This is a genomic window from Streptomyces sp. NPDC057565, assembly GCF_042801455.1.
Classification (GTDB): domain Bacteria; phylum Actinomycetota; class Actinomycetes; order Streptomycetales; family Streptomycetaceae; genus Streptomyces; species Streptomyces yanii.
In genome coordinates, this window is the sequence record NZ_JBHVFU010000001.1 from 270605 (window position 1) to 289431 (window position 18827).

Below are 18827 nucleotides of genomic sequence, written 5' to 3' on the forward strand. Positions count from 1 at the left end.
TTCCTAGCCAGTGTGCGTGAGTGAGTCCTGGACCCACTGCTGCGTACTGGGCGCATCCCGAACGGTGTTGGATGCGCTGGGTTCCCGCGTTCGCGTCCCGTTTGGTGACGGCCCTCTCGGGAGCCGGTCCGTTGCGGGTGGGCGGGTACCCTCACGCCCCCGAGCGCCTGCCCCGGCCTGGACGGTCCGATGCCCCGCACGATCACTCCGGTCGTGCGGGGGCGGTGCCGTCCGACGCCGGACCGGGTGCCCGAGGGCGCGTCGTCCGATCGCGATGCCCGCGGCATCGTGACGGGACATGGTGCGACGGGGGGTGACCAGTGGTTTCTGCCAGTGCTGGGCACCCCACAAAGTGGTGTAGGCGGGGTCGACCGCGACAATGCTCAGGCCCTGTTCGGCGGCCATCGACACCAGCCGGGCCTTGAGCTTGCCGGTCGGGATGCCGGAGATGAGCTGCCGGAACCGCTTCCTGCGGCCGTGTTTCTCCCGGGTCTTCTCGGGGGTGAAGTCGAGGTCTTCGATGCCGATCGCGGCGACACCGGCCTGCACCGCCCAGTGGATCAGCCGGGTCAGCGCGTGGCGGATCTGGGCGTCGCGGTGACCGGCGGTGCCGGACAGGTCGTAGGGGAACCGCCGGGGCTCGCCCATGGGGTTGCCGTGCCGGTCGAGCCGGTAGGCGGCGAAGTGGTCGGCGTTGGTGTCGACACCGATCATGCCCCGGGCACGGGCGGCGGACAGCGTCATGGTCGGGATGGCGGGGCGTTGCCAGGACGCGGTGAGGTACCAGCGGCCACGCCCCGTATCGAGGTGGATGCGGTAGGCCACGGCCCGGTTCGCTTCGATGCGGTCGGCCCACTCCGCACCCCGGTGCGCGAACCCGATCCGGGAGGCAAGGACGTACCGGCCGTGCCCGGCGTTGGCCAGGTGCGCGAGCGGGGCAGGCAGTCTGATGGACACTTCGCCGTCCGGGGTGACGCGGATCGTCTCGTTCCCGAACCGCTTCCCCGACTCACCGTCCGCCCCGATGAACCAGCGCCCCGCCTCCCAGCGTTCCCGCCACTGGCCTTCGGTGAGCCCGGCCTGGGCGAGGTGGTGGCGGGTGTTGAGCAGACGTCTGCCGCCCCGCACCACCCGCACCCGCCCGGCCTGCCAGTCGGCAACAGCAGCGGTGTGCCGGTCTTCCAGCATCGCGAGACGGCGGGACTTGCGGAACCACTCGCTCTTCGACCGGTAGCCACCCGCCGCCCGCTTGGTGCCCTTCTCCCCGACCGGGAGGGACAGGCGGTGCCGCAACGTCCTGATCCCGGCTGCCAGCGTCTGGATGTGCGCGGCCTGGCAACGCCGGGCCAGCGCCCACTGATCGTGGGTGGCCTTGGTGATGGTCCCGGCGATCCTGGACGACGACTCCTTCGTCAGCTCCCGCTTACGCGCCGCCCACGTCTGAGCGCTGTGCTCCAGACCGTCCGCACAGCGAGCCTTGAGATCACGGGAAACGAGCGCACCCTGATGCTCACCGACCGCACGCAGCACCCTCTCGTCCCGGGAGGTGAGGTGCTTGAGCCGGTCCCGGACCGCCACCCCGCAAGGCCCGGGCACCACGAAGGGCACGGCCAACTCCCGCCAACCACCCACCACATCACCCCCGCCCTCAAAGGCCAGCCACCCGCTGTCCAGCCCAACGAGCAGCAGCCGCCAAGGTCACCCATTCGACCACAGAACCCCCGTTCCCACCGCCACAAACCCGCTGATGGGACTCACTCCCGCTCGCCACCACTCACTTCAGCTCAGCAAACCGACAGCAGCTCACAACCCCCGTGCTCGCGACAGCGGAAGGGGTCTCCGTGCTCGACGCACCGGTGCGCCTGGTGCCCCGCCGGCCCCACGACCCCTATCTGCGCGCCGACTCCGCTGGGGAGGAACCAGAGATGAAGGACGACAAGGTCGGCTCCTAGGAGCCGGGATGAACGAAGGCCACGGAAGCTGCGCGGCTTCAACGACCCTCGTCAGCGAAACCCGTATCACGCGTGCCGGTGGCCTCGGCGCGCGTCGAACTCGGCCCAGGCACGGTCCCACTGCACCCCGCGGCGCCTGTCCAGTCGTAGCCGCGCGGCCCAGCAGACGCCCACCACCAGCAGGCCCGTGCCCGCTGCCGAGGCCGCACCGAGGGCGGCTCCTTGTGCCTTGGCCTGGGTGGGGGTGGGCGGCGCGGGCTGGATACGGCCGACGTCGTCGAGCCACACCGTGGTGGGAGAGCCCGCCTTGCTACCCGCTGCCACGGAGGCGGTGCCGGACCTGGGGAAGCCGCCAGGCGTTGTCCACCGTACGGTCGCTCGCACGCGGCTGTCGGTCGCCGCCCCGGAGAACCATGACAGCGCCGGGGGAGCGTCCTCGACGAGGTGCGCCGTGACTCCATGCAGTCCTCGGGCCCGGTCGAGCGCCGAGTGCTCGGCGGCACCAGCCGTCACGACGCCCACAGCCGGCGTGGCGAGCAGCAGTGTCGCCGTCGCCGCCGCACCGATCCAGGCTTCGGCGGTGTCGGAGCGACGTTTGAGCGGGTTGCGCCGCCAGCGCCACCAGAACACTCTGCCGTCCCGTTTCAGCATGGGTGCGTTCCTTCCTGTCCGACCGGCGTGAACTCCATACCGCTACGGTGACGCATCTTCGTTCTGCGTGTGCAGAGCCCACTCGGCCGTCGTGGCAGGGCCGTTGGGCCCTGATTGCGGAGTCAACGGGTATGGGGGTCGCTGAAGTGCCCCAGGATCGTCCTGGTGCTGCCGCATCTTCTGGAGGACGGGGAGACGATCGCCGTACGTCCCTCGCCGGCCGCGGGCAATGATCTGAGTCGTCCCTCGATCTGGAGACCGACCGGCGGGTGGCGGAGTTCAGGCTGTCGCGGTGGCGCGGCAGCGCAGGGACCCTGGGCGCGACCGGCGGCGGGGCTCGTCATGCGGCCCCGGAGCCCGGGCCACGGTCGGCCTCACCGGCCCACCGGGCGGCGAGTTCTCCGGCACGCCGGGCTGCGGCGGCCACCGCGTCAGGGCCGCCGCCCGCACACCCCGCCGCATACCCGACCAGGAAGGTCGTCAGCGGGGCGGCGGGCCGGGCGACGCCATGAGCCGCATCGCCCGCGAGGGCGAGCAGGAGGGCCCGGTCGACTTCGAGGTCGACGCCCAGGTCGGCCTTCACAGCGGCCGTCCATTCCTTCAGTACCTCGTCCATGATCCTCGTTCTCTCATCCGTATGACCTGTGAGCGGCATGTTCGGGTGCGGTGGTCGGCTACAGCAGGCTGCTCCAGTACGGCCAGAAGCGGGTGAGGACGAGCAGCGCAATCACCCCGTACCAGGCGGCGAGCAGTAGCCAGTGCGTGTCCCGGACGACCTCCAGGACACCGCGGGGCACGGGGACGATTCCCCGCTCCAGACAGTGCAGCATCACGTACCAGAACAGAGCGATGGTGGCGACCCAGACGAGGGCGCAGTAGGGGCAGATCTTGCCCAGTTGGTAGAGCGACTGTCCGATCAGCCAGTGGACGAACACCACCCCCAGCAGCGCCCCGGCATCCAGCGCGAGCCACAGCCGACGGTGCAGGTGCGCCCCGCAGAGCACGGCGACGCCCAGGGCGGTCACGGCGGCGAAGGCGCCCAGTCCGAGCAGCATGTTGGGGAAACCGAACAGGCTGCCCTGCGCACTGGACATGACGCTGCCGCAACTCACGACGGGGCTGATGTTGCACGGCGGCTGGTAGGCCGGGTCCTTGAGGAGCCGCCAGTCGTCCACGGTGAGCTGGAAGGAGGCGAGCCAGCCGACGATCCCCGTAACCAGCATCACCAGGCCCGTTCGGCGGCTCGTGCCCACTGCGTGCGTGCGCCGGGTGGTCGTGGCGTCCGTCGCGAGCGCGGGCCTGTGACTCATGCCGCTCGCCGGGAGCCAGAGGACGACCGTGGCCGGCTCCCTGCCGTCGGGGCTGCGGGCTGTGTGGCCCGTCGCCGGTAGACCAGATACGGCCGGGCCAGGTATCCGATCGGGGCGCTCCACACATGGACCAGCCGGGTGAACGGCCAAGCCGCGAAGAGGAGGCAGGCGCTCAGGGCGTGCAGCTGGAACAGCAGCGGGGCTCCGGCGATCGCCTCCGGCTGAGGCTCGAGCACGAACAGGCCGCGGAACCAGACGGAGACGGTGGTGCGGTAGTCGTAGCCGGGGCCGAACACGTTGTGCGCGGCGGTGGCGGTGATGCCCAGCAGGACGGTGGCGGACAGCAGCGGGAAGAGCAGCTTGTCACTGCGGTCGGTGCCCAGCCGGATCCGGCGGGTCAACAGCCGTCGGGCGCACAGCATGCCGAGCCCGGCGACCATGGCGACGCCCGCCACCGAACCCGCCCAGACGGCCGTGGTGTGGTAGGCGTGTTCGCTGATCCCGGCGGCCTCGGTCCAGGAGGCGGGGACCGCCAGGCCCACCACATGTCCGCCGATCACCATGAAGGCACCCAGGTGGAACAGCGGGCTGCCCCAGCGCAGCCACCGATGTTCGAGGAGTTGGCTGGTGCGGGAGGTCCAGCCGAACTGGTCCTGGCGATAGCGCCAGACGTGCCCGACGACGAACACGGCGAGACAGATGTAGGGGATGGCGACCCAGAGGAGGAGGTCGGCGCCGCTCGTGGACGCGGCGGCCAAGGGGGTGGGTACGGCGTTCATCGGGGGCCTTCCGTACGACTGGTCGAAGCGGGCGGCACACGGGTCGGCGGGGCCGGCGCCGGCGGCACGAAGGTGCCCGGAGGTGCGAACTCCCCGTCCCCGTACGTTCCGTAGGGGTCGAGGCCGACCTCTTCGTTCGGTGGGCCCTCGGCGACGAGTTGGGCCACTGCCGCGCGGTCCGCCTCGGTGGGCGGCGGCAGCAGGGTGAGCAGGGCGGCCAGAACGTGTCGGTAGGGGGAGTCGGCGTCGGTCAGGGCGCGGTGGATCAGTTCCAGCCCGCGCCGGTGCTGGCGCAGTGGTGCCTCGCCGCCACCTGGACCGGCCAGGGCGGCGAATTCCAGCACGACCGGCAAGTGGTCGGGCAGTTCTCCCCCGTCGGTGTCCCAGCCCGCGGCCCGGTACCGCTGGTTCAAGGTGAGCAGGGCCATGCCCCGGCGGCGGGTGTCGCCGTGCAGGTAGTAGGTGAGGTAGAGGCTGCTCTTGCGGCGCAGGTCGAACATCTCGACGTAGTGGCGCTCCAGCGCCTCGGGTTCCTGCCCGGTGAACCAGGTGGTGAAGGCGGCCAGGTGCTCGGCGGCAGGCGAGGACGGCAATGCCTCGACGGTAGCCGTCAATACCGGTCGGGAGGCCGTGAGTTCGGTGTCCGGGTACTGCAGCAGCAGCGAGCACAGCCGCAGCAGCAGAATGCGCGCCCTGCTCTCCTCGGGCGTGAGCCGGGAGGGACGGCGTACGGCCGCCCGGACGCGGGTGCGGACGAGGGCGGGAATTGTTGCGGGCAGCGGGCTCACAGGTGGCCTCCGGCGGGGGTTTCGGGCGTACGACGGCGCAGGGTGGGGATGCCGAGCATCACCCGTCGCCCGCCGTCGTCCGTCGGATCGCCGGACGATTCGACCGGGCATCGGTTCTCCATCGCGGTCGGCGCGGCCGCGTCCTCCTTGTGCGCGGCCGGGACGACATAGCGGTCGGCGTATTTGGCTACGGCGAGCAGGCGGTGCAGGTCCTGGGCCTCGCGGGCGGTGAGCCCGACGGCGTTGAGCACGGCCTCGTCACCGGTCTCACCGAGGGTGCGTTCGCGCATGTACGAGCGCAGCGCGGTGAGTTTCATCAGCACTCCGGCGACGACGTCGGTGTCTTTGGCGGTGAAGAGCTCCGCCAGGTATTCCAGCGGGATGCGCAGTCGGGTGACGGCGGCGAAGACGTGGTCGGGGTCGTCCTGGTTTCCGCCGGCCGCGTCGACGGCGTCGAGCACGGGGGACAGCGGAGGCACGTACCAGACCATCGGCAGGGTGCGGTACTCCGGGTGCAGCGGAAGCGCCACCTTGTAGCGGGAGACCAGGTCGTACACGGGGGAGCGGCGGGCGGCGTCCAGCCAGTCCTCGGGGATTCCGGACTCCCGTGCCGCGGCGATCACTTGGGGGTCGTGCGGGTCGAGGAAGACACCGCGCTGGGCGTCCAGCAGGTCCTTCTCGTCCGGGGTGGCCGCGGCCTCGCCGACGCGGTCGGCGTCGTACAGCAGCAGGCCGAGGTAGCGCAGTCGTCCCACGCAGGTCTCGGAGCAGACGGTGGGCTGGCCGGCCTCGATGCGCGGGAAACAGAAGGTGCACTTCTCGGCCTTGCCGGTGGCGTGGTTGACGTACACCTTCTTGTACGGGCATGCCGTCACGCACATCCGCCAGCCGCGGCAGCGGTCCTGGTCGACCAGGACGATGCCGTCCTCGACCCGCTTGTACATCGCACCGGATGGGCAGGCGGAGACGCAGGCGGGGTTGAGGCAGTGTTCGCACAGCCTCGGCAGGTGGAAGAGGAAGGTCTGTTCGAACTCGAACTTCACCTTCTCCGCCCATTCCCCGGTGAGGTTGGGGTCGCCGCCGGCGTGTTCGGGCGCGCCACCGAGGCCGTCCTCCCAGTTGGCGCCCCAGGTGATGGCGGTGGGCTTGCCGGTGAGGACGGAGCGGGGCCGGGCGACTGGCATGTCCGGCCCGGCGGGAGCGCTGACCAGGTTGTCGTAGTCGTAGGTGACCGGCTCGTAGTAGTCCTCGAGGGAGGGCAGGTCGGGGTTGGAGAACAGCGACAGCAGCCGCCTGATCCGCCCCCCGGAGCGCAGGACGAGACGCCCGCGCTTGTCGAGCATCCAGCCGCCCTTCCACTGTTCCTGGTCCTCGTAGCGGCGCGGGTAGCCGACGCCGGGCTTGGTCTCGACGTTGTTGAACCAGGCGTACTCGACGCCGGTGCGGTTGGTCCACGTCTGCTTGCAGGTGACCGAGCAGGTGTGGCAGCCGATGCACTTGTCGAGGTTCATCACCATCGCGATCTGTGCCATGACGCGCATGTCAGTACTCCACTTGCTGGCTGCGGCGGCGGATGACGGTGACCTCGTCGCGCTGGTTGCCGGTCGGGCCGTAGTAGTTGAAGGCGTAGGTGAACTGTGCGTAGCCGCCCGCGAGATGGGTCGGCTTGAGCAGCAGCCTGGTCAGCGAGTTGTGGATACCGCCCCGCTTGCCGCTGACCTCGGTCTTGGGCACGTTCACGTTGCGGTCCTGCGCGTGGTACATGTACACGGTGCCCTCGGGCATGCGGTGCGTGACCACGGCCCGGCAGGCGACGACGCCGTTGCGGTTGTACGCCTCGATCCACTCGTTGTCCTTGACACCGATCTTCTCGGCGTCGGCGGTGGACATCCAGATCACCGGGCCGCCGCGGGACAGGTCGAGCATGTACTTGTTGTCCTGGTAGTTCGAGTGGATGGACCACTTGGAGTGCGGGGTCAGATAGCGGACCGTCACCTCCGCCCGGTCGGTCTCGTGCAGCTGCTCGTCGCCGTAGTGCCGGGGGGTGTTCAACGGGGGCCGGTAGACGGGTAGTTGCTCGCCGAGTTCGGCCATCCAGTCGTGCTGGACGAAGAAGTGCTGCCGGCCGGTGAGGGTGTGCCAGGGCTTCTTGTGCTCGGTGTTGATGACGAACGGAGAGTAGCGGCGGCCGCCGGTCTCCGAGCCCGACCACTCGTAGGAGGTCATCACGGAACGCGGCTGGGTCCGGGTGTCGGCGAAGGTGATCCGCTCGGCCTCGCGCTCCGAGGCGAGCTCCACCAGGCCCTCGCTGCCGGTCTGCCGCTCCAGTTCGCGGAAGCCCGCGGTGGCCAGGCGCCCGTTGGTGGTGCCGGACAGGGCGAGGATCGCCTCGCACATGTCGGAGGCGGTGGCCAGGGAGGGCCGGCCGGCGGCCACGCCGTCACGGACGGTGCCGCAGCGACGGCGCAGTTCGCCGATCTCCCGGTCGGGGTGGACGGTGACGCCCTTCGTGGTGGTGCCCAGGGTGTCCAGCAGTGGGCCGACAGCACGCATCTTCTGCGCGGTCGCGGCATAGTCCCGCTCGATGACGACGAGCTTCGGCATGGTGCGCCCCGGGATCGGCTCGCACTCCCCGGTCTTCCAGTCCCGCACCACGCCGCCCGGCTGGGCGAGTTCGTCGGGGGTGTCGTGCAGCAGCGGCACCGCCAGCACGTCGGTACGTGTACCCAGATGCTCGGCGGCCAGATCGCTGAACCTGTCGGCGATCGTGAGGAAGCTGTCGTAGTCGGTGCGGGCCTGCCAGGGCGGGGCGATGGCCGGTGTGAAGGCGTGCACGAAGGGATGCATGTCCGTACTGGACAGGTCGTCCTTCTCGTACCAGGTCGCGGCCGGCAGGACCACGTCGGAGAGCAGGCTGGTGGAGGTCATCCGGAAGTCCATGGTGACCAGCAGGTCGAGCTTGCCCTCGGGTGCCTCGTCCCGCCAGACCACTTCCTGCGGGCGTCCCTCGGGCGGGGTCTCCTCGGAGCGGACGGCCGCGTCCGTGCCCAGCAGGTGCCGCAGGAAGTACTCGTTGCCCTTGCCGGAGGAGCCGAGCAGGTTGGCACGCCACACCGTCAGGACGCGGGGGAAGTTGGCGGGGTCGTCGGGGTCCTCGGCGGCGAACCGCAGCCGCCCGGACTTCAGTTCGTCGACGATGTGCTCGGCGACCGGCCGGCCCGCCCGCGCCGCCTCGTCCGTCAGGTCGAGGGGATTGCGGTTGAAGCCGGGGTGACCGGGAGTCCACCCCAGCCGCACGGCCTGCGCCAGACAGTCGGCGAACGCCTTGCCCTGGAACCGCCCGTTCCCGAGCGGGGAGGCCAGCTCATCGGGCCCGAACGCCTCGTAGCGCCACTGGTCGGAGTTCAGATACCAGTACGAGGTGCCCGCCATGTGCCGGGTGGGGCGCTGCCAGTCGAAGGCGAACGCCAGGTGCTGCAGTCCGGTGAGGGGACGGACTTTCTCCTGGCCGACGTAGTGGGCCCAGCCGCCGCCGTTGACGCCCTGGCAGCCGGTCATCGTCGTCAGCGCCAGGAAGGCCCGGTAGATGGTGTCGGAGTGGAACCAGTGGTTGGTGCCCGCGCCGAGGGCAATCATGGACCGGCCGTTGGTGCGCTCGGCGTTGCGCGCGAACTCCCGGGCGATCCGGGCCGCCTGCTCCGCCGGCACCGAAGTGACCGTCTCCTGCCAGGCCGGGGTGTACGGCTCGCTCGCGTCCTCGTACGACGCCGGCCAATTGCCCGGCAGGCCCGGCCGCTCCACCCCGTACTGGGCGAGCATCAGGTCGAAGACCGTGGTGACCATCCGCCCGCCGATCCTGCGGACCGGCACCCCGCGCACCACCGCCGAGCCGCCCTCCGTCGCGCCCTCGTCGAAGCGGGGCAGCGCGATCTCGACCGTCTCCTCCGCGCTCTCAAGCAGGCTCAACTCGGGTACCACGTCGCCGAGGTCGAGGTTCCAGCGGCCTTGCTCGGCTTCCCCCCAGCGGAAGCCGAGCGAGCCGTTCGGCACGAACGGTTCGCCCGTGGCGGCGTCGAGGAGAACGGTTTTGGACCCGGCATGTTCCGTGTCGTGTCCGAGGTCGGCGGCGGTCAAGAACCCGTCCGGGACCAGGCCGCCCTCTCTGTGCTCGCGCAGGGCCACCAGGAACGGCGCGTCGGTGAACTTGCGCATGTAGTCCTGGAAGTAGGGCACTTCGCGGTCGACGAAGAACTCGCGCAGGATCACATGGCCCATGGCCATCGCCAGGGCCCCGTCCGTGCCCGGGTGCGGGGCCAGCCACTCGTCGGCGTGCTTGACGTTGTCGGCGTAGTCGGGGCTGACCGCGACGACCTTGGTGCCGTTGTAGCGGGTCTCGGTCAGGAAGTGCGCGTCCGGGGTGCGGGTGACGGGGATGTTGGAGCCCCACATGATCAGATAGCCCGCGTTCCACCAGTCGGCCGCCTCCGGCACGTCGGTCTGGTCGCCGAAGACCTGCGGCGAGGCGATCGGCAGATCCGCGTACCAGTCGTAGAACGACAGCAGGGTGCCGCCGATCAGCGACATGAAGCGGGCGCCGGACGCGAACGACGCCATCGACATCGCCGGGATCGGGGAGAAGCCCGCGACGCGGTCCGGGCCGTACGCCTTGACGGTGTGCACGTGAGCGGCGGCGACCAGCTCGCTCACCTCGTCCCAGTCGGCACGCACGAGGCCGCCCTTGCCGCGGGCCCGCTTGTAGGCGCGCGCCTTGGCCGGATCGCCGGTGATCTCGGCCCAGGCTGCGACCGGGTCGCCGAGCCGCTTCCGGGCTTCGCGCCACAGTTTCAGCAGCGCGCCGCGCACGTACGGGTAGCGGACCCGGCTGGGGGAGTAGGTGTACCAGGAGAACGAGGCACCGCGCGGGCAGCCGCGTGGCTCGTACTCGGGGCAGTCGGTACCGATGGACGGGTAGTCGGTAGCCTGGTGCTCCCAGGTGATGATGCCGTCCTTGACGTACACCATCCACGAGCAGGAGCCGGTGCAGTTCACCCCATGCGTGGAGCGCACTACCTTGTCGTGAGCCCAGCGGTCGCGGTAGAAGCCCTCCCACTTGCCGTCGTTCTCGCCGAACACGGCGCGCCCGTCGGCCGACACCTCACGGCGGGTGAGCAGTCGCCGGGCGGCCAGCGGCCAGCCGTCACCAGCGCTCGACGCCTGAGTCCGTGCGTTCTGATCGTTCTCCATGGCTGGGAACGCTAGGTGGTGCGGGCCCGGGTGCACCTGGGGCCGGCGGTCCTGGCCGGATGGCCTTCCGGCCCGGTTTGGACGGTCTCAATAGGGCCCAATGGTCCCGGCGTTGGGGTCCGGTCGGCCGGGCGGTCTGGTGTGCCCGGAGTTGCATCCTGAGCATTGATCGAACCGCAGATGCCCGTCTGTCCGTAGGACCGCATCCCGTACCTGACGGCGGCTGTTCCCCCGTTCCTGGCCGCCTCGGGCGCAGCGAGTACGGCGCGTGTCGCCCGGTTCGGTCGTGCGTCCGGCCGCCCCGCGCGGCCGGACGCGGCATCCGCCCTCCCCGCGTCGGCACCCCGCAAAGGCCGTCGCCATTCGCACCGGTCGGCCAAGCCGACTGCCGACCTGCTGGAGACAACGTCATGAGGGTGCTCACGCTCGCGTCGGCCCCCGAGGACGCGACGGCCCCCGCCACGCACACGAAAACGAAGGAAGTCACCTCATGAACGCTGCGCCCCGCCGCACCAGCGCCCTCATCGGCATGGTCGGCATCGCCCTGGGAGTCGCCGGGCCGGTCATGCTGCTGCGGGGCCGCAGCGGCCGCAAAGAGATACGAGCGGAACTGGCCGCGCAGAAGATCACGTTCCCGGACCACGGTCTGCCCGCCCACCTGGCCCGGTTCGTCGGCGGCCCCGTGGAAACCGGCCCCGAGGCCCATGCGTACGCCGAGCTCATCAAGGATCATCTCGCCAAGGCCACCGGCGGCCGCACCTACGCGGAGATCACGGAGGAGTTGCACGCCGGCGGAGGCGACGACGAGAAACTCGCCCAGCTGCGCCAGACCGCCTTCATGGGCGAGACCCTGCGCGGCTCTCTGCTGTCCGCCTACCAGGCGTGGCACCTCACCACCCTCGTCACCGGTCTGGGCGCCCTGCTGACTGGTGCCGGCGCGGCCCTGGTGGCCACTGCGAACGCCCTGGGAGCGGATGAGCGCCGCCCCTGACCGCCCGGGCGCGCGGCACACGCCTGCCCCCACTCCGGCGTGACCTCGGACCGGTGTGCTCCTTCTCGGTGCCGCCGCTCATGAGATCCGGGAATCCCGCACCGAAGCCGGCGCGTGCGACGAGCCATCCGATCAGCGACACCGAACGCAGAACCGTCGATGCGCCCCCAGACATTTCGCTTGGGCGGCCTGCCCGGCGCCGAAAGCCTGGGAACGCCGCGTGGTCATCTCCCGCAGTAGATGCCAACTTCCTCAGGCGAACCGAGAGTTCGGGCTGCTGACCGCAGCAGTGCTGACAGGATGACATCACAACAGGGCGTGATCGGCGACCAGTGATCACGCCCTCGGAAGGGTCCCCAGGCGGGGACGTCCGGTTCAGCCGTCCGGGGTGGGCATTCCTGCGACGAATGGCGACTCCCACGCATGAACGTGCACCTGGCGCGATGCCGTGCCGACGGGCCGTCCGGCCCTGGCACGAGTGCCGGATCGAGGGACTGTCGGCCCACCGGGAAGGACTGGTCGGCCGCCGCGCTCGTCGGTCCCGACTCCGCATGATGATCAGCGACCGACCCGGAGGTATCCCGTGTACTACTGCAACCAGCATCCGTGCGGCCCACACCGACGTCCCCCGTCATGGGTGTCGCGCACGGTCCGGGCCGGTCATCGTCCGGCCGCCCGCTTCGTCTGCCCTGACTCCAGGGCGGCCGGACACAGCCTCAGGGCGCTGGGAAAGGCTGTGCGGTGAGCGCTGCCGTCCGTGCCATCCGCCGCCAGCGGCACGACGCGGGGGAGCGGCCGTTCATCGTCATCTGGGAGTCCACCCGGGCTTGCCCGCTGGCATGCCTGCACTGCCGGGCCGAGGCCGTGCCCGACCGCGACCCGCGGGAGCTGGACACCGCCGCCGCGCAGGACCTGCTGCGCCAGGTGTCCGCCTTCGGGCAGCCCGCCCCGCTGTTCGTGATCACTGGCGGTGACCCGTTCCAGCGCCCCGACCTGACCGACCTCATCGCGTACGGCAGGGAAGTCGGGGTCCGGGTCGCTGTCTCCCCCTCTGGCACCCCGACGCTCACCGATGAGCGATTGCGCGCCGTGCACGCTGCGGGCGCGTCCGGGCTCTCGCTCAGCCTGGACGGCTCCACCGCCGAGCTGCACGACGCCTTCCGCGGGGTGCCCGGGGTGTTCCGCTGGACCCTGGACGCCTGGGACACAGCGCGTCGCCTCGGCATGAAGGTGCAGATCAACACGACGGTCGCCCGGCACAACCTTGCCGACCTCCCCGACATCGTCCGCCTGGTCGCCGAGCACGGGGCGATGCTGTGGAGTGCCTTCTTCCTGGTGCCCACCGGCCGCGGCCGCGCCCTCGACGCACTGACCCCCGCCGAGGTCGAGGACGTCCTCAACTTCGTCTACGACGTCGGCCTGACCGTGCCCGCCAAGACCACCGAAGCCCACCACTTCCGCCGCGTCGCCCTGCAGCGCCAAGTGCTCGCGAACAGCGGCGACGACCACGTGGCCGTGCTCGGACTCGGGCCGCTGTACCGGGAACTGCGCAAGCGATCCGCCGAGTTGGGCCTTGACGCCGGAACACGCCGGGTACGGCGCCCGCCGCTGGACGTCAACGCGGGCCGCGGCTTCGTCTTCGTCTCGCACACCGGCAGCGTGCACCCCAGCGGCTTCCTGCCGCTGGGCGCCGGAAACGTACGCGAGACACCCCTGACCGATATCTATCGCACCTCGGAACTGTTCACCGGGCTGCGAGACCCCGAACGGCTGGGCGGCCGGTGCGGGCGGTGCGAGTTCCGCCAGGTCTGCGGCGGCTCGCGGTCCCGGGCCTACGGCGTCACCGGCGACCCCTACGCCGAGGAGCCGTGGTGCGGCTACCAGCCCGGTTCCTTCCCGCACCAGCGGGAACTGGCCGCGCTGCTGTCCGGCGGAGGCACCGAGGAACCGCCTGTTCGTCCCGGTCCGACCGCCGCCCCGGGCGGCAAGGAGCACCGTGTACAGCAAGAACAATGACACGGCCGTCGGAGGTGGCCGCCCGCCCAGCAGGTTCAAGGCGTCCGGCCTGCGCAGTCGGCACCTGGCCGCCCACGTCCTGGTCGCGGCCTGGGTGGTGCTCGCCCTGCTGGCGGCGAGCATCCAGCAGACACTGCCGGTGGCCCGCTGGCTGGCCATCCATCTGTTCCTGCTCGGCGCCGCCACCACCGCCATCGTGGTGTGGAGCGAGCACTTCGCTGTCGCCATGCTCCACGCCCGGCTGCCCGACCGACGGTGGAGCAACGCCCGGCTGGCCGGCGTCAACACCGGCGTCGTGGGCGTCCTCACCGGCGTGTGGGCCGACCTGCCCGTCCTGACCGGTGCCGGATGCGCGCTGACGGTCACCGCGGTCGCCGCGCACCTGGTGGTACTGGTCCGCATGGGCCGGGGGGCGCTGGGCGGACGGCTCGCCCCGATCGCCGACTACTACCGGGCCGGCGCCGCGGCCCTGATCGTCGGTGCGGTACTGGGCTGGCTGCTGGCCACGGACAGGGCAGGCCCGCAGCACTACACCGGGCTGAAGCTGGCCCACGTGCACGTCACGCTCCTCGGCTGGATCGGACTGCCCGTGCTGGGCACGCTGTTCATGCTCTGGCCCACCGTGCTGGGCGTGCGCATGGCCGAGCGCACCACCCGGCTGGCGCGCTGGGTGCTGATGATGACCGGGGGCGGCCTGCTGACCGCTGTTGCCGGTCTGGTGGCCGGATGGCGCCCCGCCGCCGTACTCGGCATCGCTCTCTACGCGGCGGGCGCCGCCGTCGCGGCGCAACTGCTCGCCCGTACGGTGCGGCGGCGGCCCGCGATCTCGGCGGCCGCCGCATGGATGCTGGCCGCCGCTGCGGGATGGCTGTTGGTCGGACTGGTCGCGGACCTGGTGCTCCTGGCCGCACGGCCGCTCGCCGAGGCACGGGACGACATCGGGTCCCTGGTCCCGGTGCTGCTCGTCGGGCTCGTCGCGCAGGTCCTCATCGGGGCACTCACCTACCTGCTGCCCATAGTGCTGGCCGGCGGTCCCAAGGAACGGGCCGCGCTGCGCACGGTGCTTGAGCAGGGCTGGGTGCCGCGGCTCGTCGCGCTCAACCTCGGCGTGGTCCTGCTCGCGCTTCCGCTGCACGACCCCGTCGGCACAGCGGGCATCCTGCTGCCCGGGGCGGCCGGGGCCGCGTTCCTCGCCCTGGTGGTGCGCGTCCTGGTCCGCAGCGGACGGGGTCATCTCCAGGACGGGGACAAGGGCGGCGCCTCGTGTCGCCCGGTCGTGTGCGGCACTGCCGCAGGGGCCGTACTGACCGTACTGGCCGTACTCTTGGCCAACAGCGGTGGGAACACGAGCGGCGGGGTGAGCGCCGCCGGGACGACGGGCGCGGGTGCCGGGACCACCCGCACGGTCGCCGTCACCCTGGCCGACATGCGCATCCGCCCGGCCCGGATCGAGGTCACCGCGGGCACCGATCTGCGGCTGAAGGTCACCAACACCGACGCCCAACACCACGACCTCAAGGTCGAGGACGGTCCGACCACACCGATGCTCGCCAAGGGCCACACCCACGTGCTCGACCTCGGGCAGATCACCGAGAACCGCGAGGCGTGGTGCACCCTGCCGGGCCACCGGGCGGCCGGGATGACCATGGACATCGTCGTCACCGGCGATACCGACGGCGCGGGCCCGCACGATGACCACTCCATGACCGCCACCATCAGCGGCGGTCCGGACCTCTCCGCCGACTTCCCCGCGGGCTGGCAGCCACGCGATGCCGACCTGGCCCCCGCGCCCGACGGGACGGTCCACAAGGTCGAACTGCACGCCGCGCACACCGAGGTCGAAGTGGCCCCGGGCGTGAAGCAGCAGATGTGGACCTTCGGCGGCTCCGCGCCGGGCCCCACCCTGCACGGAAAGGTCGGCGACCTCTTCGAGGTCACCCTGGTCAACGACGACCCGTCCATGGGTCACGGCATCGACTTCCACGCCGGCTCCCTCGCCCCGGACGGTCCGATGCGCACCATCCAGCCCGGCGAGCGCCTGGTCTACCGGTTCCGCGCCGCGAAGGCCGGAGCGTGGCTGTACCACTGCAGCACCGCACCGATGCTCCAGCACATGGGCAACGGCATGTACGGCGCCGTCATCATCGACCCACCCGGCCTCAAGAAGGTCAACCACGAGTACGTGCTGGTCTCCTCCGAGCTCTACCTCGGCACGCCGGGCAGCGCGGCCCAAGTGGCGAAGATGCGTCAGGACACGCCGGACGCCTGGGTGTTCAACGGCATCGCCGCCCAGTACGCCAAGGCACCGTTGACTCTGAAGGCCGGCGAACGGGCCCGCTTCTGGGTGGTCGCCTCCGGACCGAGTGACGGCATCGCCTTCCACATCGTCGGCACTTTCTTCGACACCGTGTACAGGGAAGGCGCCTACCTACTGAAACCCGGTGACTCCGGAGGATCGCAGGTGCTCGACCTGGCCCCGGCCCAGGGCGGGTTCGTCGAGACCACCTTTCCCGAGGCCGGCCACTACTCCTTCGTCGACCACGACATGCGTCACGCCGAAGCCGGGGCCATGGGCATGGTGGAGGTGAGCGGCTGATGGACACCGTCGGCCTGTGGTCCCTGGTGCGGTTCGTGCACGTGGCCGGCGCCGCCCTGTGGGTCGGCGGCCAACTGGCCCTGTCCCTGGTGATCCTGCCGCTGGCCCGCCACCTGCTCGCACCGGAGGCCAAGGACCGCTTCACCGCCGCGGCAGGCCGCCGGTTCGGCCTTCTGACCGGGGCGGTGTTCCTGCCGGCCCAGTTGGCCACCGGTTGGGCCATGGCCTGGCACAAGGGCGTCACCTGGGCCTCGCTCGCCGAACCCGGCTACGGCCGTACCTTGGCGGCCAAACTCGCCCTCTTCGTGGTGGTGATGCTCGCCGCGGGCGGCCATGGCATCGCCCACGCCAAGGGCCACTTCGAACTTGCCCGGATCCTGGCGGTCGCCTCCCTCGTCGGCTCGCTCGGCGTCGTCCTGCTGGCCACCGCCCTGCCCGCCACCTGACCCGTGGCCATGACGAAGAGAAGAGGAGACATCATGCGTACCCAAGCCCCCCTGGACGCCGCCACCGTGGAGTCGCTCCTGACGGCGGCCGTGGCGGCCCCGTCGATCCACAACACACAGCCCTGGCGCTTCCGCCTGGATCCCGGCAGCCAGGCACTGGAGGTCCGTTCGGCGCCGGAGTGAACACTGCCGCTGAGCGACCCGATGCACCGCGCCCAGTATCTGTCCGTGGGCGCCGCGGTCTTCAACGTTCGGCTCGCCGCCGTCCACCAGGGCTGGCGGCCGGAGGTGAGACTGCTGCCGGATCCGCGCGAACCAGGGCTGCTGGCCACCGTGCGACTGACCGGTCGACTCGGCGCGGACGACCAGCCGTCGGACCCCGGCCTCTATGAGGCCATCGCGCGGCGGCACACCAGCCGGATGCCGTTCACCGGCCGACCGGTGCCTGAGCCGATCGTGGCGGAGATGACGGCGGCCGCGTGCGCCGCCGGCGCACGCCTGCATGTGCCGCACATAGCCGGAACACGGCGGCTGCTGCGTGTGACCGCCGCAGCCGAGGCACGCAACCATGCTCACCCGGAGCGCACCGCCGAAACCCGAACCTGGATCACCGCCCCGGGAGCAGACACCGGCTACGGGATACCCGTCACCGCCCTCGGCCCGCCCGACGCGGCCGCGCGGATGCCGGTGCGGGACTTCACCGGTGCGCTGCCCGCGCTCCGCCTGCCCGCCCTCTGGTTCGAACGCCACGTTCAGGTGGCCCTGCTGTGGACGTCCCACGACCGGCGGGAGGATTGGCTGCGGGCGGGCCAGGCCCTGCAGTACGTCCTGCTCACGGCCACCGCCCACGGGCTGCGCACGTCACTCCTGCACCAGGCCATGGAATGGCCCGACCTGCGGGCGGCGACGGCCCTCCCGGGACACAAGCGGTGTCATCCGCACATCCTGATCAGGTTCGGCTACGGACCGGACGGCGGCCGCACCCCGCGGGCGCCCGGGCACTGCGCTGTTCGTCCCGCAGCACCGCCCGCAACCGCTACCGGAACGAGCTGAGGACGCGGTCTTTTCCGGCGCCGTCCAAGGAACACGGCGGACAGGGCCGCACCTGTCCGCCGCAAGGACAGCCCGTCAGCCTGCGTCGCAGGCAGCACCGAGCTCGCACCGGGTGACGAGTTCCGCCTCGATCCGTACGGACATGGTGTCCGCTGCTGTTGCCCAGGGGCGCGGACTGTCCGTGACAGCCTTTTTTCCTCCACCGCCGCCAGGCCGTTCGGGCCGTGGCGCTACCGGTGTTGATCACAGTCATGGGTCCGCGGGAAGCAGTCGGGCGGACACCGGTGCGCTACCCGCGCCACGGCTGTCCGCCCTGCGCTTCGAACGCCATGCCCAGGCGGCCTGCTGTGGACGTCCCACGACCTGGTTCCCTCACAGGGCCGCAGTCGGCGGTCGGTCATATGGGTACCGGGCCGACGGAGTGACTCCGCGCCGTCGGCCCGCGCCTGTGTCCGCGCGGCCTGAGTCAGAGCCCGCGGTCGCTGCGGGCTGCGCCTCACTGCGTGCCAAGCGCTCCCCTGAGCTCGCGTCCGGTGACCATGTCGGACTCGATCCGTACGAACACCGCGTCCCGCAGGGGCATCCAGGAGCTGGGGCCGGTCTGCGACAGCCGCTCGTGCTCAGCGGGATCGGTCAACACGGTGGCCCGTCCGGTGACGACCACGCTCCAGCCGGACCGGGTTGCCGCGTCGAACTCGTCCGCCTCGAAGGCGACTACGACGCCGTCGATGGCGTGTACGAGGTCCGAGTCCGGCGATGTGCACAGCAGGACGGAGGCGTCCGCGTCCAGGGAGAAGTTGATGGGGAGGACCGCGGGCAGTGCCTGTCGGGTGTAGACCACACGGCCGACCGGCACCTTGGCCAGGAGGCGCAGGCACTCCTGCCGGTCGAGGGTGCGAAAGGCGTCGTTCGGGGACATCAGGTCATCGTCCCTGTGGGCGCCGGGAAGGGGGTAGGGCCGGTCGGCCCTCTTTTGCTGTGTCCCGGCGGGAGCGGGGTGC

At 71.0% G+C, this 18827-nt stretch carries 12 protein-coding genes and 2 pseudogenes; 5 read left to right on the forward strand and 9 right to left on the reverse strand.

The window, feature by feature from the left end; translation table 11 throughout:
• Nucleotides 1-3: 3 nt before the first annotated feature.
• The 8 genes and pseudogenes from ACFU8W_RS01210 to ACFU8W_RS01245 all read right to left on the reverse strand — a co-directional run bounded on the left by ACFU8W_RS01210 (nt 4) and on the right by ACFU8W_RS01245 (nt 10724).
• Complete coding sequence (locus ACFU8W_RS01210) at nt 4-1632, reverse strand: IS200/IS605 family accessory protein TnpB-related protein (RefSeq protein ID WP_384031096.1); 1629 nt, start codon at nt 1630-1632, stop codon at nt 4-6.
• Between the two features lie 386 nt (nt 1633-2018).
• Nucleotides 2019-2603 (reverse strand): hypothetical protein, encoded by a 585-nt coding sequence (locus tag ACFU8W_RS01215; RefSeq protein WP_384031098.1) that lies wholly within the window; start codon nt 2601-2603, stop codon nt 2019-2021.
• A gap of 340 nt (nt 2604-2943) precedes the next feature.
• Nucleotides 2944-3231 (reverse strand): annotated as a pseudogene (locus tag ACFU8W_RS01220) (DUF6457 domain-containing protein); the annotation flags it as partial.
• Between the two features lie 46 nt (nt 3232-3277).
• Complete coding sequence (locus tag ACFU8W_RS01225; RefSeq protein WP_384031100.1) at nt 3278-3913, reverse strand: vitamin K epoxide reductase family protein; 636 nt, start codon at nt 3911-3913, stop codon at nt 3278-3280.
• Nucleotides 3910-4692, reverse strand: coding sequence for a respiratory nitrate reductase subunit gamma (gene narI, locus ACFU8W_RS01230; RefSeq protein WP_384031102.1), 783 nt, complete (start codon nt 4690-4692; stop codon nt 3910-3912). Before narI ends, ACFU8W_RS01225 begins: the two co-directional genes overlap by 4 nt.
• Nucleotides 4689-5480, reverse strand: coding sequence for a nitrate reductase molybdenum cofactor assembly chaperone (narJ, locus tag ACFU8W_RS01235; RefSeq protein ID WP_384031104.1), 792 nt, complete (start codon nt 5478-5480; stop codon nt 4689-4691). Before narJ ends, narI begins: the two co-directional genes overlap by 4 nt.
• A complete protein-coding gene (narH, locus tag ACFU8W_RS01240) occupies nt 5477-7021 on the reverse strand; it encodes a nitrate reductase subunit beta (protein ID WP_384031106.1) in 1545 nt (514 codons plus the stop codon). Before narH ends, narJ begins: the two co-directional genes overlap by 4 nt.
• Before the next feature lies 1 nt (nt 7022).
• A complete protein-coding gene (locus tag ACFU8W_RS01245) occupies nt 7023-10724 on the reverse strand; it encodes a nitrate reductase subunit alpha (RefSeq protein ID WP_384031108.1) in 3702 nt (1233 codons plus the stop codon).
• A gap of 490 nt (nt 10725-11214) precedes the next feature.
• Between ACFU8W_RS01245 and ACFU8W_RS01250 the strand changes: the two genes are divergently transcribed.
• The 5 genes and pseudogenes from ACFU8W_RS01250 to ACFU8W_RS01270 all read left to right on the forward strand — a co-directional run bounded on the left by ACFU8W_RS01250 (nt 11215) and on the right by ACFU8W_RS01270 (nt 17826).
• Nucleotides 11215-11715 carry a hypothetical protein gene (locus ACFU8W_RS01250; RefSeq protein WP_384031110.1) on the forward strand — a complete coding sequence of 167 codons (501 nt, stop codon included), beginning with the start codon at nt 11215-11217 and terminating at the stop codon, nt 11713-11715.
• A gap of 741 nt (nt 11716-12456) precedes the next feature.
• Nucleotides 12457-13731 carry a TIGR04053 family radical SAM/SPASM domain-containing protein gene (locus ACFU8W_RS01255; RefSeq protein ID WP_384031112.1) on the forward strand — a complete coding sequence of 425 codons (1275 nt, stop codon included), beginning with the start codon at nt 12457-12459 and terminating at the stop codon, nt 13729-13731.
• The gene (locus ACFU8W_RS01260) at nt 13712-16327 is read left to right on the forward strand and encodes a multicopper oxidase domain-containing protein (protein ID WP_384031114.1); all 2616 of its coding nucleotides are present in this window, start codon (nt 13712-13714) and stop codon (nt 16325-16327) included. The genes ACFU8W_RS01255 and ACFU8W_RS01260 overlap by 20 nt, the downstream gene beginning before the upstream one ends.
• Nucleotides 16327-16773 (forward strand): hypothetical protein, encoded by a 447-nt coding sequence (locus tag ACFU8W_RS01265; RefSeq protein ID WP_384031116.1) that lies wholly within the window; start codon nt 16327-16329, stop codon nt 16771-16773. The genes ACFU8W_RS01260 and ACFU8W_RS01265 overlap by 1 nt, the downstream gene beginning before the upstream one ends.
• 33 nt (nt 16774-16806) lie before the next feature.
• Nucleotides 16807-17826 (forward strand): annotated as a pseudogene (locus tag ACFU8W_RS01270) (Acg family FMN-binding oxidoreductase).
• A gap of 496 nt (nt 17827-18322) precedes the next feature.
• Here ACFU8W_RS01270 and ACFU8W_RS01275 read toward each other — a convergent pair.
• Nucleotides 18323-18745: a pyridoxamine 5'-phosphate oxidase family protein gene (locus tag ACFU8W_RS01275; protein WP_384031118.1), complete on the reverse strand. Its 423-nt coding sequence runs from the start codon at nt 18743-18745 to the stop codon at nt 18323-18325.
• Nucleotides 18746-18827 lie beyond the last annotated feature (82 nt).